The sequence below is a fragment of the Oryzomonas sagensis genome (assembly GCF_008802355.1).
GTDB classification, from domain to species: Bacteria; Desulfobacterota; Desulfuromonadia; order Geobacterales; family Pseudopelobacteraceae; genus Oryzomonas; species Oryzomonas sagensis.
The window spans coordinates 1-13,572 of sequence record NZ_VZRA01000004.1 but is presented as its reverse complement, the minus strand read 5'-3'; the positions used below and the strand labels follow the sequence as shown (position 1 = coordinate 13,572).

General features: G+C 53.2%; 14 protein-coding genes. 13 read left to right on the top strand and 1 reads right to left on the bottom strand.

The window, feature by feature from the left end; genetic code table 11:
• The first annotated feature begins 1 nt into the window (after position 1).
• The 10 genes from F6V30_RS13975 to F6V30_RS13930 all read left to right on the top strand — a co-directional run bounded on the left by F6V30_RS13975 (position 2) and on the right by F6V30_RS13930 (position 8,433).
• The gene (locus F6V30_RS13975) at positions 2–1,420 is read left to right on the top strand and encodes a hypothetical protein (RefSeq protein ID WP_151157573.1); all 1,419 of its coding nucleotides are present in this window, start codon (positions 2–4) and stop codon (positions 1,418–1,420) included.
• Positions 1,420–2,382 (top strand): hypothetical protein, encoded by a 963-nt coding sequence (locus tag F6V30_RS13970; RefSeq protein ID WP_151157572.1) that lies wholly within the window; start codon positions 1,420–1,422, stop codon positions 2,380–2,382. Before F6V30_RS13975 ends, F6V30_RS13970 begins: the two co-directional genes overlap by 1 nt.
• Positions 2,379–3,635 carry an ATP-grasp domain-containing protein gene (locus tag F6V30_RS13965; RefSeq protein WP_151157571.1) on the top strand — a complete coding sequence of 419 codons (1,257 nt, stop codon included), beginning with the start codon at positions 2,379–2,381 and terminating at the stop codon, positions 3,633–3,635. The genes F6V30_RS13970 and F6V30_RS13965 overlap by 4 nt, the downstream gene beginning before the upstream one ends.
• Entirely contained in the window at positions 3,619–3,996 is a 378-nt protein-coding gene (locus F6V30_RS13960; protein ID WP_151157570.1) for a hypothetical protein, read from the top strand. The genes F6V30_RS13965 and F6V30_RS13960 overlap by 17 nt, the downstream gene beginning before the upstream one ends.
• Before the next feature lie 12 nt (positions 3,997–4,008).
• Positions 4,009–4,368, top strand: a complete 360-nt coding sequence (locus tag F6V30_RS13955; protein WP_151157569.1) for a hypothetical protein — start codon at positions 4,009–4,011, stop codon at positions 4,366–4,368.
• A gap of 65 nt (positions 4,369–4,433) precedes the next feature.
• A complete protein-coding gene (locus tag F6V30_RS13950; RefSeq protein WP_151157568.1) occupies positions 4,434–4,709 on the top strand; it encodes a hypothetical protein in 276 nt (91 codons plus the stop codon).
• On the top strand, positions 4,702–5,796 hold the full coding sequence (locus F6V30_RS13945; RefSeq protein WP_151157567.1) for a hypothetical protein: 1,095 nt from the start codon (positions 4,702–4,704) through the stop codon (positions 5,794–5,796). The genes F6V30_RS13950 and F6V30_RS13945 overlap by 8 nt, the downstream gene beginning before the upstream one ends.
• A 24-nt stretch (positions 5,797–5,820) precedes the next feature.
• Entirely contained in the window at positions 5,821–7,509 is a 1,689-nt protein-coding gene (locus F6V30_RS13940; RefSeq protein ID WP_151157566.1) for a hypothetical protein, read from the top strand.
• A gap of 4 nt (positions 7,510–7,513) precedes the next feature.
• Positions 7,514–8,086, top strand: coding sequence for a hypothetical protein (locus F6V30_RS13935; RefSeq protein ID WP_151157565.1), 573 nt, complete (start codon positions 7,514–7,516; stop codon positions 8,084–8,086).
• A 62-nt stretch (positions 8,087–8,148) separates the two neighbouring features.
• Entirely contained in the window at positions 8,149–8,433 is a 285-nt protein-coding gene (locus F6V30_RS13930) for a hypothetical protein (RefSeq protein ID WP_151157564.1), read from the top strand.
• A gap of 608 nt (positions 8,434–9,041) precedes the next feature.
• Here F6V30_RS13930 and F6V30_RS13920 read toward each other — a convergent pair.
• On the bottom strand, positions 9,042–9,254 hold the full coding sequence (locus tag F6V30_RS13920; RefSeq protein WP_151157562.1) for a hypothetical protein: 213 nt from the start codon (positions 9,252–9,254) through the stop codon (positions 9,042–9,044).
• Positions 9,255–9,960: 706 nt separating this feature from the next.
• On the opposite strand from F6V30_RS13920, the gene F6V30_RS13915 reads away from it, so the two are divergent.
• From F6V30_RS13915 to F6V30_RS13905, 3 genes are all read left to right on the top strand, one after another.
• A complete protein-coding gene (locus F6V30_RS13915; RefSeq protein ID WP_191965704.1) occupies positions 9,961–11,193 on the top strand; it encodes a cache domain-containing protein in 1,233 nt (410 codons plus the stop codon).
• Between the two features lie 819 nt (positions 11,194–12,012).
• A complete protein-coding gene (gene metK / locus F6V30_RS13910; protein WP_151157560.1) occupies positions 12,013–13,203 on the top strand; it encodes a methionine adenosyltransferase in 1,191 nt (396 codons plus the stop codon).
• A 217-nt stretch (positions 13,204–13,420) separates the two neighbouring features.
• A partial coding sequence (locus tag F6V30_RS13905) for an Rrf2 family transcriptional regulator (RefSeq protein WP_191965703.1) occupies positions 13,421–13,572 on the top strand: 152 nt, incomplete at its 3' end.

Genomic DNA, 13,572 nt, shown 5'->3' with positions numbered 1-13,572 from the left:
CATGGCAAATTACACCGTCCAGGATACTAAGACCGGCAAGAATATCACCTTCCAGTGGGATGGTGAGGCGCCCCCCACGGATGAAGACATGGCTCATATTGCCGGCGCCGGGGCCAGCCAAGCGGAGGCACCGAAGGTAAAGCCTCAACCCTACAACGCCAATGAAACGGTTGACGGTGTACCGAAGTGGGGCCGCGACAATCCAAACCTATACGCCGGGGCCATGACCGCGCTTGACCTCCTCCCTATGGCGGCCAGCCCCTTGAAAGCCACCGGCCTTGGTATGGGCGTGGCCGGCGGGCTAAACGCCGGGGCAAAGTACCTGCAGCGCAAAATTGCCGATGAGCCGACCACCGGCGGGGATGTAGCCGGGGATTTTCTCAAGGGTGCTACCATTGAGGGCGGTGGTCGGGCCGTTGGGGGGTTACTCAAGGCTGTCACCGATATTGCCCCGGTTAAGAACGCATTGGGCGGCGCTGCCAACTGGCTGACCAGATCCGCCGGGAAATTCGGGACAGGCGGGGGGCTTACTCCGACCGAGCAAAAGGCCATGGCCGATACTGTTTTGAAGAAGGGCTACAACTTCGATGAATCTAACTGGCAAAAGATGTTGGACACGATCAAGGGCAACACCTCAAAGGTTGACGATATTTATGCGGGCGGAACGCGGGCGGGCGATACCTTCCCGGCGCAGGATGTTCTTGCTCGGGGCGATTTTGGGCGGCTGTTGAACCGTGGGGAGAATGTCCGAGGCGTGGCCCCTGATTATACCGGCCGGGTGCATAGCGTCCTGGGTAAGTTCAAACAGGGTGCCGCCGGAGAACCAGAGAAAACCATCGAATCGGCCATACTCGGGGTAGACGGCCGCCCGGCATCGACTACTACCATCCCGGCCGTGCCGAAGCCTTACACCCCGACCGAGTTGAACGTGGCAAAGCGTCAACTCTACCAGGACATCAGCAACAGCTACAAAAACCACTCTATCAATGACGCAACGGAGAGCGCGCAGAAGACGCTTGCCAGCGCCATCAAGCAGACTCTTGACGAGAAGTACCCCGGCGCCATTCCGTACAACATGGATTCCTCGGAATTGCTTGCTTTGGAGCCGTACTTTGCCCGCGCCATCAACCGCATCAGCCAGAGGGATATTGTCGGCTTGGGGGAAAAAGCCATGCTGGCGCCCATCAAGAGCTCAGTTGATTCCGCGCCTGGGGCTGTCGGTAAAATGGTTGCCGCAGTGTGGGACCGGCCAGAAATCAAATCACGAGTGGCGCAGTTGCTTTTCAAAGCAAGCCAGCAAGGCACAAAAGGCCCGACACGGCAGGCACTCAAGAAAATAGGCAAAGTTGCGGCGCCGGCGGCAAGGGCCGCATTTGAATCGGCCTTGCTTACCACAAATGACCCTCTGGGGATACGCTGATGCTTGAAGACTTCCGCCAACAATATCCGCAGTACAGCGACATGCCAGACGACGCGCTCCTTGCTGCCCTTAGTAAAAAAGGATTGGTAAACGCCAATCACGACAATTTAGAGGACGGCGTAAGCGCTGAAACGTCTCACCAGTTGCAAGCGATAGCCCCGGAGATCAAACCGGTTGTGAAGGGGACAAAGGCAGAGGTCTTAAAATTGAAGCAGACCGGCCAAATCGCTCCGGGGAACGTGATCCATATTGGCAAGGGTGGCGAAGCCTACATAATCAATGCAAAGGCCGTACAGGAGCTTTACGGAGTCTCCCCGGCGCAGTCGTTAAAGATGGCGAAGCAAGACTTGGAAGCTGGGGGGGAAATCGAATCAACCTTGCTCGGCTATCCGAAACGAGACGTAGAAAATCCCGTGACCATGGCTGTTGACAATGGCGGCAATGTGCTCACCGATATGGGAGATATTGCGACCGCCCACGACCAGGGCGGCGTGATATGGGCAGCAGAAGGCGAAAACGCAGATGTACAGAGGCACGCTGAACGTGTCGCACAAAAATGGAAAACCATCGGGGAGGAAATCAACGATGAAAGCACCGAGAGCGGGGAAAGCGGCATTGACGGGCAAGGGCAAACCGGGGATGAAACCGGGCAAGCCGATGACAATGTCCAGCGGCAAGAAGGGCGGCAAGTAGAGGCGGGGGGAGCTCAACTGCGCCCCATCGTTTTCCACAACAACAAACGCATGATCGGAGAGGCCGGCCAGACCCACGACGAGGTGTTGCAGGACAAGGGCCTTCCTACCTCCATCAAGACCCGTGGGTTCATAACCCCGGACGGGACGGTATTGTCCCGGAAAGCCGCCGTGCTGTGGTTGAAGAAAAATGACCCGCAGACCGCGGCGAACCTCCGGGGAGTTAAGCGGCTCCACACTGAACAATATAACGAGGCGGCGGGGATATGAACCTTTCCAGTAAGTCCATACTGATCGTTGACCGGGGCCTTTACAGCTTCATGGCTGAGTTCATGGCCAGGTACTTCGGGAGTGTTTATTACCACAATCCGGCAAGCGCCAGCTACCCGGAGGCCGCCGTGTCCATCATCGGCCAGGGCCTCAAAGGCGTGACGTGGGTGGAGCACGAAGAAGACGCCATCGACAAGGTAGATATCATCTGGTATCCCGACTGCATGGACGGCAGACACCAGGTGTTCTTGAGGTCCAAGGGGTATAAGGTGGCCGGTTCCGGCCACGGTGAGCGCATGGAGTTGGACAAGATATTTTTTCTCGATCAACTGGAGGAGGCCGGGCTACCGATCCCGAAGACCTACCGGGCCGAAGGCCTTGACGACGTGTGGGAACACGTCAGAGACCGCGGGGAATGTTACATGAAGTGCGCGGACAAATACCGCTCCGACTGGGAGACCACGGCGCACCGCAACAAGCACCAGACGGAAATATTCCTCAACTCGAAGCGTCAGATCATGGGGATCAAACGGGCATCGGAGATCGAAATACTGATCCAAGATCCGGTCCGGTCGGCTTGTGAAATCGGCATCGACGGGTTCCGGCTGAATGGGAAAATGGCAACTCCGGTTGCTATAGGCTACGAGATCAAGGACAAGGGTATCATCGAGCGCATCGTGCCAGAGATCCCGAAAGTGCTGCGTCCTACCCTTGATGCATTGTCCCCGGTTTACGATAAGTTGGGGTATCAGGGGGCATACAGTGATGAAAACCGGATCACCTCCGGCGGCAAGGTCTATACCATTGACGAAACATGCCGGTGCGGCTCTCCTCCTTCCGCCGTGCTCTGCGAGATGTACGGGGAAGCATACGCTCAGGCCATCTGGTCGCTTGCCCATGGGGAAATGCCGGACCTGAGCGGCTACGAACATGAGTACGGGGCGGAAATCGTCCTGGACTCGAAATGGCACGCTTGCGAGGAAATATTCATACCAGTGCCGAAGGGGCTGGAACAGTGGCTGAAGCTAAAAAACCATGTCGGAAAGAGTGGGCGCTACTACTGCATCCCGAACGACAATGACGGGATATTCGGCAGCATCGTGGCTGTGGGTGCCAGCATGGAGGAAGTAACCAAGCTGGTCATGGAGCGCGTGGAACAACTGGAGATTTTCAAGCTGGAATATGACCGGGGCTTGTTTGATAAGGCAGGGGAAGCCATCAAGGAAGGGGCGCGTTTTGGGATATTCTTTTAAACAGATTAATATCCGCATCATCCCGCACAAACACCAGCGGTATGATACCTATGGCGATTATTACATCAACGACGATGGCACCCTCGTTGTGTTGGTATCCGAATTTGCAGATCCGGACGTGGCCATACGTATCGCCATCCATGAAGTGCTTGAAGCCTGGCGCTGCAAGAAGCGGGGGCTTGATTTCAAAGAGATTGATAATTTCGACATGGCCCACCCGGCGAGTGACGACCCCGGCCTGTTGAAGTGCGCACCCTACCACCTGGAACATATGCAGTCCGACCAGGTGGAGCGCCTTCTATGCCATCAGGACGGTGTGAAGTGGGAGGACCATTACAATGCCGAGCCATTACCCAAATAAGGAGGCCTGAACATGGCCGATGAGCCCTTTTCGACATACGTTTCCAGCCGCCCCGGTGCCACTCCGCCGGTGGGTTCTGACTTGCTTTTGATTTCACAGTCGGGGGTGATCAACGCGATTCCGTATTCCAATCTGGTAGCGAATATCCCGAAAGTGCTTATCAATGCCAGTTCTGGGCCAGTAAACCAGTTATTGCCCATCAGCGGCATAGTGGAATACATCCGCGATGATAATTCCGGGAACCCCGTGACTATAACCCCTGCTATAGCGGGGCAAACGGTAATACGCCAGCCTTCAACCGATGGCCCATCTGTCCAGGATGAGTTTATGGTGTTTCAACTGATCGGGACCAACTGGTATCGCGTCGGATAACAGATATTCTGTTGAGAAAAACAGACAATAACGATAAAATAATCATACTCATGGAGAACACAGGCATGAACATTATTGATTGGCAAGCTGTCGGCAATGCTGCGGGTTCTCTTGCGGGTTTCGCTATCATAGGCAAATGGCTCATGCGCGGGGTGGAGCGCAGTAATGCAATGTTGCCGGCCATCAGCGAGTCGTTGACGACGATTAACCAGGGGCTAAAGGAACTGTTTGAAAGCCGCAACGACCACAGCCGGCGAATTGAACGGGTCGAAACCATACAGGACATACGAGGGTGTAACGAGCCGATCAGGAGAAGATCAACGGATACCACACATGAATAAATTATTGATCACAGCGGTCACAATCTCCGCGACATTGGCGGCGCTATGCGCCGGGTTCGCCGCTCCGGGTGCTGTAACCCCTATCGGGCCATCCTTTGGTTTTGGGAATATTTCCACACCTGGAGGGAAGATCACCGCCTCCCGGCCCAGTGACACGTTTACTCTCAATGGTGTCAACGGCACTATCACCCACTCGGGGAGGACAATCACCATCACCGGGGCCGTGAGTACCACGGATGTTTCTGCAAAGTTGGATAAAGTACATTTCACCGGCTACTCCACTGACCGCCAAGGGGAGATTGCGGCGCTGCAAGCGGGGAAAGTGGATAAGTCCACCACCGTCAATGGACAACCGCTCTCTGCGAACGTGAATATCACCACGATCACGGGAAACGCCGGGACGGCAACGGCTTTGCAAACTCCACGGAATATCAATGGGGTTGCCTTCAACGGCACCGCTGACATCACTGTGACGGACTCCACTAAAGTCCCGACTGCCACCACCATCAACGGCCACGCTCTGACCAGCAACGTCACGATATCGGCCAGCGACCTAACCACCGGCACTCTTCCTCATGCACAACTCCCGACACTGGCGAGCGGGGACATCCCGAACAATGCGGCGAATACGACCGGCAGCGCCGCGAAACTGGCTACGTCTCGGAACATAAACGGAGTGGCATTTGACGGATCGGCAAACATCCAAACGGCAACATCCGCCACAAGCGATTATGCGACTGGAACATGGGCCCCTGCCGATATCAGCGGTGCCAGCCTCACTTTTTCCGGGGCAGCCGGGGACAACACTTACATCAAAATCGGCAAGGTCATGTTCGCGACATTTCATTTTTCTTACCCGACCACAGTGAATGCTTCAACGTCGGTTATCGGGGGACTGCCTTGTTCTTCTATCAACACCCCATCAGCGAATTTTAATGGGTCATTGATAGGCGGGACTGATTTTAATTACTTGGTTGCCCCGAACAACACAGCTTATTACATATCAAATAGCAGCGCAGTCCTTTATGCAAACAGCCAATTGTCAGGTAAATCTATATTTGGAACAATAATTTATCAATGTCAGTAACGAAATTCACTGTGGAGTTAAATTATGAAAAGTTTCTTGTGTGCACTTTTATTTTTATTGGGACTGGTCGGTTACGCCAATTCATCTGTAACAGTTTTACGTCCAAACGGCATCAATACCACAAAACCTGATCTTGCTACAGCGGCAACATCAGCAGATTGCGCGGGGAAAACGGTGGTTGTAACCTCACCATTGTCAGCAGTGCAAAGCAATATATCCAGTGCTACCGTCCATGGCTGGCCCTCTGACAGAACATTGGAGTTCAGGGATGGCGGCAGTATCGGCAATACAACAAAATTCGTTTATTCAGGGGATACGTCGCAATGGCCGACCAGGCAGCTTTTTACCGGGTCAGGGACTGTCGTAATTAACACAGACGTCATAGAAGTGGCTTGGTTCCCTGGCACGGATGCATCAAGCAAGTGGGCGGCTTGCGCCAAGGGCATCCAAAACACGAACGGGTTGAGCAAGGTGGTGCGGTTTTCAACTCCCAACTCAACAGATGCTTGGGCAACCACCTTTACAATGAGTGGTTTTGGCGTATGGGGGCCCCGGTGGCGGGTTGACTCCCCGATTATTATTGACTCCCCCCAACAGAATACCACAATCCTGACGCCTGGCGGTTTTGTCTGCACCGCGTCTATCCCGTGGATGTGGCAGATTGGCACGTCTACCGGGGCGAATAAAGTTGATTACATCCACTTCCCCGACAAGCTTTCTATTGAGGGGAATAACGGCCTATGCCAGCGCGCCGGGATCATGTACGGCTCAAGCCACATGCGCATCCCCTACCAGGAAATTTACAGAACTGCAGGGTGGCTTTTACAACCGACTCAAAATAAGCAGGTCAGTGACGTGAAATTTGATTTTATGGATTCAGGCGGGTTGTATGGGCCTATTCTTACGCTTGACGGCTCTGCAGGAGCAAATAACAGCATTACCGATTTTGTGGTGGATTTTATCAATTCTACGGGCTTTGCCAGCGGGCACGCTCCCAATGCCCTTGTCCAGATGAATAGCAATTACCACGGGATCACGATCGGCAAGATAGTGCACCGAGGCCTTTCGTCTACCGGGTCAGTAGACGCCACGGGATCGGTGGTTTCGCTCACCAATGTTGGGGCCACCGCCCCCGGAGGGGCGTACTACCCCCCGCGTTACGGAATCAACATCGGGCCCATAACCAACGGATCGAGCCCTATCGTGGCGCAGGCGGTTATCACTTCTGATGGCAGCGGCGGAGTAGCCAATAAATTTAAAGGGATCACCATAGGCGCCGGAAGCATCGTGGATGGGGGCGCTCTCACCGCGGACATTTCATTGTTTTACACCGATGGTGCTGTTGTCCAGGGGCTTACCAGAGAAAGAAAACTACTCATTTCTAGCGATTCTATCGATACGCAGGTGTACGGGGTCCAACCAGCCGATGTGATAGATGCCGGTTCAGGAACATTGATAAATGGTAAATCAGGGGCAGGCAGCAACGGTATCCAAACTTTATCGCTTGTTTCATCCCCCACAACTTGGATCAATACCTACAATTATGATGTTGATCTTTCGATTATAGGCGGGGCTGTCACGGGGGTGACGTACACGCGGGGGGGCACCAGCGTGGCGTACCCTACAACCTCTGGAGTTTACAGGGTGTCACCTGGCGACAACATATCATTTTCGTACACGACTGCCCCCACTGTAAAAATTATAGGTAGGTGAATCCATGAAAACCCTCAATGAAAGTTTACGAGAAATTATTAAGCGAGACGAAATTGGCAATGCCGACCCCCTGGCGTTTGACGATCCTGACGGCGTGCGCTCGGGTAAATCCGGGTGGAGCTTCGGAGCGGTACAGTGGGACACCAGGAACAACACAACAGCATTGGCATGCCTCCGCGATTGTGGTTTTACTCAGGACGAGATCCACGGCATCGTTGACCAGACCATCGACGTGCGACCCCTGGCCGCAAAGCTGAAAGCCCACGCGGATGTGGTGGAGCGGTACGACGAGGCCCAGTTACAATACTGTCTCGATGGCGCCGGCCGGTTCCTGGAAAACTACGGCCTCCCCTGCGACGGCAACGGGGGCTTATTGGCCCTGGCCGATTACATCAACCAGTACGGCATGCCGGGCCTGGGTTCGGCGTCGTATTACCGCTCCCAGGGGCAACCGATCACTGCGGAAATGGTGTTGGACTTCAAACTGAAGATCACGAAGTACGGCAAAGATCACCCGGCCGACTGCCTGCGCCGGTATAACAACCTGATCGATGTACTCAAGACAGAAAACGCGTAACAACCGAGTGGAAAAGTTGCAGCAAGGCGTAACCCGCCTATCAAACAAATGGAGAGTGAGAAATGAAAAAGCTGATTCTGTTGGTAACGATGCTGGTTGCATGCATGGCCGTTGCGGCCTTTGGTGCTGATCCCGTCGCAGTGGTGGCCCCCGCCACCGTAACCCCTGCCGCCACCGTCGGCTTCCTCGATTGGTTCAAACAGAACACATCCCTGGTGCTGGGTGTGGCCCTGGCGCTGTCCGAACTGCTGGCGGCCATCCCGGCGTTCAAAGGTAACGGTATCCTGGATTCGATCATCAAGGGCCTTGTCGCGCTGTCTGGCAAGACCCCTCCGCCGGCGGCATGATCGCCCTTATTACTGCCATACTTGGGGTAGTTTCTATCGTACTTGAGCTATGGGTGCAGAACAGCCCGGCAAGGGCCACGGAGGAAAAGAACGATGAGGACGCCATATTCCGGCAAGAATGCCTTTCTCTGGATGCTGATGCTATCAATGAGCGTATTGATAACGTCTTGCGCGACAACCCCGCCGGTGATCCTGCCGGAGTCGGCAACGGTAGCGCTCAAGCAAGGGCAGACAGCCCCAAATGATGGTTTTTTGGTATCGCCCGCCGGCATGTACAAGCTGTTGAAAGCATGCCCGGCCAAACAGTAACGTCGGCCCCCGTAACGGGAGTACCTCCTTCCTGCCCGCCGATGTGGAAGCGCCCTCAGAAAGGGGGGCGCTTTTTAAATGTCGTTTAAACCCATAACTGCGCTTGCACTTTTTCTTGCACTCGCTATTTTAATCTAGGTGATTATTTAATAATACTAACACTTTGCAAAACAGACGGCATAGCTTCGAACCAGGTTGTCGGGAGTTCGAATCTCTCCGGGCGCGCCATTTAAATAATAACCATTGAAGACAGTTATCCGCACAGAGCCCTTGGCTTTGACCAAAACGGTGACCAACAGCTATGGTAAGGTCAGTTTTTTTGCTATCTGGGACGGAATTACCGGCTCGGCCATCTTTTTCTGATAGCGGCCCGGAAACGCGCTTTTCAACTCCTCAAGGGACAGGAAGTCGTCGCCCGGGCAATCCAGAATGCGTTCCCGTTCGTCGATCTGCCCTTTGCGAGACCTGCCGTACACCCCGTCGATCATCTTTTTGGTGCTGTGTCCCATCATTCTTGGCCCCCACCAGGAGCGCCCACTGTACAACGGTGTGCCGCGACGCAGAGGGAATCCTGCGGGGCAGCCCCGTCCGCTTCATTGCCTTGTTCCATACCGTATCCCTGAAAAAATCATAGTTGAACGGCCTACCGTCCAGCATGGTCAGCAGGAATGCCTCGGCAGGGAATTCCATCCCTCCTTCAAAGCGGATCATTCTGGTAGAAGTCGATTTGGCCACCGTTTTTGTCACAAGCGGTTTCATCTTGTCGGTGAGCGGGATTTTCCGTTTCCCTGAGATTGTTGTTGTCTCTTGGACAAGAAGGAGATGGAAGAAATTTAATGCTTGCGCAATGGGTGACATGGAGCGATTATGCGACGCAACACATTGAAATAATGTGTTAATATTTTTAACATCGGTTTTGAAATGTATCATTATGAGACAAAGAGGGGGGATGCGTGAGAAAGAAAGACATTCCTGAGTTCATTGCCCGGTATCGGCAACCGGACGGTACACCACAGTGCACCAGCCCAATTCGAGCTGGTGGGGATTGAAACGGCGTGCTGTTCGGGTTGAACTCAACACCCGGAGATGCCAGGCACAATTTCCAATAGCATTGGCGGCATGCGATTCAGACTTAGCCATAATCTTCGTATCTGTAAATTCCCGTGTTACTGAAACGGGTGAAGCTGATGACTGTCTATGAATTCAAAGGAGCTTAAAATGCAGAAGTATTTTGATGCCACAACATCCGCTGTCAGAAAGCAGGATGGTTTTATATATAGATTAATATCAGGTACTTTATTCATAAATATCTTTGTATATGCAATATTTGGCTATTCACTCTCTACGAGTCAATTACATTATAACAGACTTGCTGAGATAGCAACTCAGAACATGGCAAAAGCCTTGGACACAAATCTGTGCGATATATTCGATAAAATTGATATCGGATTGTCGGCAGTAGGTTTTGAATCTGAGAAACAAATAGCTCGTAACGGTATCAATAAAGAAAGTCTAAATGCCTATATAGCAAAACAGATTCATCAACTCCCGGGATTGTACGGCATACGTGTTACTGACATACAGGGAAATTTGCTTTATGGCACAGACATACCTGATGGCAAGCCAATAAATGTCAGCGATCGGGACTATTTCCGACAGTTGCGCGAAAATTCACATCAAAAGCATGCTGTATCCAAACTGATACAAGGACGGATATCTGGCAAATGGAATCTTACCATAGCCAAACGCATTAACAATCCGGACGGTTCTTTTGCTGGAATAGTCCTTGGAATGTTCGATGTTAACTATTTTGATAAACTATTTTCGCAAATCGACATTGGTAAGAATGGGGCTATGGGAATTCGCGATCCGGATTTTAAGCTTGTTGCCCTACAGCCGAAGGGGGAGGAGCCGGGAAGCCAAATTGGTTCTGACGTGATATCAAAAAAAACGCGTGACATGATCCGAGCGAATCCAATTACCGCAACCTATAAGACCGTATTTGCACGTGATAAAAAGGAACGGATGGTAACGTTCCGCAAAGCTACCAACTATTCTTTCTATGTCTTCTCCACCATTGCCCCCAGTGACTATTTGTCGGCATGGCGTAAAGAATTGATAATTGCGCTGATACTGGCCATCTGCTTTACGCTGACCACGGTAACTTCGGCTTATATGATGTTAAAAAGCAATGTAACCACATTACTCCATGCCGAGGCGCAACGATATGGCGAGGAGATGCGTCAACAGAACGAGGAACTTATTGCCGCAATGTTAAGAATAAAACGGCTTGAAGGAATCATTTCTATTTGCAGCCACTGCAAAAAAATTCGTACTGAGCAACAAAACTGGGAACAGTTGGAGAAATATATAACCGAACATTCTGATGCAATGTTCAGTCACGGCGTGTGTCCTGAATGTGCTAAAGCCCATTATGGCATCAGCGTATGATTTCCATATTTTTCTCTGCCGCGGCATCGCTCCCTGGCGTTATTATGAGCGCCTAGATTTGTCCATACTTGGGACAAAGCCGAACTCGAACCATATACACTAAAATACAACCGGACTTCAAATAGACCAATGAGCAGCTATATCCGGCTGATGTCAAGACATATCCCCCGGTACTGTTTTTCATTATTACCGAGCGCGCCAATAATTACAACGACTTAGCTCAACAAAGCTAAGTCGTTGTCTGTTATCCACAGCTACTGTTGCCGCTTTGCCGTTTTTTGTTTTATCAGCGTTAGAAATGCAGATTGATCCCGCATGAAGCAGCACAAAATATATATTTAATTTTCAATAGGCTTTAAACATTGCATCTGAATTATGCATACGTCAATAGTCCAAATTATGGGCAAACCGCCTCTCTTATGGACCGAAAATAACCGCTCGGCCTGTACCAAACATCACCTTTTTTTGGCAACAATCCCATTTTTTTATTGACAGCCTCGCAGAGACGGAATAATAATCTATAAAAAATACAGATTAAATATGTTCTTGCAGTTTTAACAAACCGTATCCACCGAGGCGAGGTGGAGGCCAACCGGAAAACCGGACGCCAGGGCCCTTGTCATACAAAGAGGTTTTGCTGTTCTTTCCCGGAGGCACCCCGAAAAGATAGCGACCTTTTCAGCAGGACAACAAATCAGGCAAAAAAACATGAACTTGCTGACCAGACACACTGGAGGCCGGGGGATGTATCCCCCGGCCTTTTTTTCGTTTTTGACCATTCCAAGAACCGGATTTCAAACCTGAAAGGAGCACACAGCCATGGCTGCGAAAAACCACCTGTTTACCTCAGAGTCGGTCACCGAAGGGCATCCCGACAAGCTTGCCGACCAGATATCCGACGCGGTACTGGACGCCTTGCTCGAGAAGGACCCGCTTGCCCGTGTTGCCTGCGAAACGAGCGTCACCACCGGCTTAGTGGTGATCATCGGCGAGACATCCTCATCCGGCCAGATCAACGCGGTACGGGTGGCGCGGGACACCATCGCCGACGTCGGTTACACCAGCGCCGAACTGGGGCTGGATTCTGAGCACAGTGCGATTCTGGTATCCCTGGATCAGCAGTCGCCCGACATCGCCCAGGGTGTCGACACCGCCCTTGAGCACCGCAGCGGCAGCAGTCACGACGGCTACCTTGATTCGGTGGGAGCCGGCGACCAGGGCATGGTTTTCGGCTACGCCACGGACGAAACCGAGGCATACCTGCCCACCAGCATCGCCCTGGCCCACGGCCTGACCCGCAGGCTGGCAAGCGCCAGGAAATCGGGCGACATCCCCTACCTGCGGCCGGACGGCAAGAGCCAGGTCACGGTGCAGTTCGAGGACGGCAAGCCGGTGCGTATCGACACGGTGGTCATCTCGGCCCAGCACAATCCCGACGTTGAACTGGAGCAAATCCGGCAGGACATCATCGCCAAGGTGGTCAAGCCCGTCATCCCGGAAGGGCTGTTGGACGATACGACCCGCTACTTCATCAACCCCACCGGACGCTTTGTGGTCGGCGGTCCCCACGGCGACGCAGGCCTGACCGGCCGCAAGATTATCGTCGATACCTACGGAGGCGTGGCTCGCCACGGCGGCGGCGCTTTTTCCGGCAAGGACCCCACCAAGGTCGACCGTTCGGGCGCCTACGCAGCACGTTATGTGGCCAAGAATATCGTTGCCGCCGATCTGGCCAAGCGCGTGGAGATTCAGATCGCCTATGCCATCGGCGTGGCGCGGCCGGTGGCGGTCTTCGTGGAAACCTTCGGTACCGGGAAGCTCTCCGACGACAAGCTCGCGGAGCTCATCAACCGCCAGTTCGATCTGCGTCCGGCAGCCATCATCGAACAGCTCGACCTGCGGCGGCCGATCTACCGCCAGACCGCGGCCTACGGCCATTTCGGCCGCACCGACCTGGACCTCCCCTGGGAGCGCACGGACCGGGTTGCCGCACTGGCCAAGGGGCTCTGACGGCTTCAGTTCCCGACACGCTGGCACGGCATGAACGGAAAACACCAGCAATTCAGGAGAAGCCCCCATGTCCGCCTGCCCACTCGCACCATGAGAAAAACCTGCCAGCCTTCGAGCTGGGTCGCGCCCCATGGCATTTTCCCATATCGGGTAGAGATGAGGTAAAAAAAGTCCTTGACGTCGGGGTATATTTATTTTATCTATAGTTCAACTAGATATGATATCGAAAAAGACCAAATACGCGCTCAAGGCGCTCTATCATCTGGCCGGGCAGCCCGCCTCCCAGCCGGTATTGATTTCCGACCTGGCCAAGGCCGGGAACATCCCCAAGAAGTTTCTGGAGTTCATCCTCCTGTCCCTGCGCAAGGG

What these genes read in the sequence shown, in the direction of transcription:
- F6V30_RS13920 (WP_151157562.1), bottom strand. Translation starts at nt 9,254, where the DNA reads ATGATGGGACACAGCACCAAAAAGATGATCGACGGGGTGTACGGCAGG.
- F6V30_RS13945 (WP_151157567.1), top strand. Translation starts at nt 4,702, where the DNA reads ATGAATAAATTATTGATCACAGCGGTCACAATCTCCGCGACATTGGCG.
- F6V30_RS13965 (WP_151157571.1), top strand. Translation starts at nt 2,379, where the DNA reads ATGAACCTTTCCAGTAAGTCCATACTGATCGTTGACCGGGGCCTTTAC.
- F6V30_RS13955 (WP_151157569.1), top strand. Translation starts at nt 4,009, where the DNA reads ATGGCCGATGAGCCCTTTTCGACATACGTTTCCAGCCGCCCCGGTGCC.
- F6V30_RS13975 (WP_151157573.1), top strand. Translation starts at nt 2, where the DNA reads ATGGCAAATTACACCGTCCAGGATACTAAGACCGGCAAGAATATCACC.
- metK (WP_151157560.1), top strand. Translation starts at nt 12,013, where the DNA reads ATGGCTGCGAAAAACCACCTGTTTACCTCAGAGTCGGTCACCGAAGGG.
- F6V30_RS13935 (WP_151157565.1), top strand. Translation starts at nt 7,514, where the DNA reads ATGAAAACCCTCAATGAAAGTTTACGAGAAATTATTAAGCGAGACGAA.
- F6V30_RS13940 (WP_151157566.1), top strand. Translation starts at nt 5,821, where the DNA reads ATGAAAAGTTTCTTGTGTGCACTTTTATTTTTATTGGGACTGGTCGGT.
- F6V30_RS13950 (WP_151157568.1), top strand. Translation starts at nt 4,434, where the DNA reads ATGAACATTATTGATTGGCAAGCTGTCGGCAATGCTGCGGGTTCTCTT.
- F6V30_RS13970 (WP_151157572.1), top strand. Translation starts at nt 1,420, where the DNA reads ATGCTTGAAGACTTCCGCCAACAATATCCGCAGTACAGCGACATGCCA.
- F6V30_RS13915 (WP_191965704.1), top strand. Translation starts at nt 9,961, where the DNA reads ATGCAGAAGTATTTTGATGCCACAACATCCGCTGTCAGAAAGCAGGAT.
- F6V30_RS13930 (WP_151157564.1), top strand. Translation starts at nt 8,149, where the DNA reads ATGAAAAAGCTGATTCTGTTGGTAACGATGCTGGTTGCATGCATGGCC.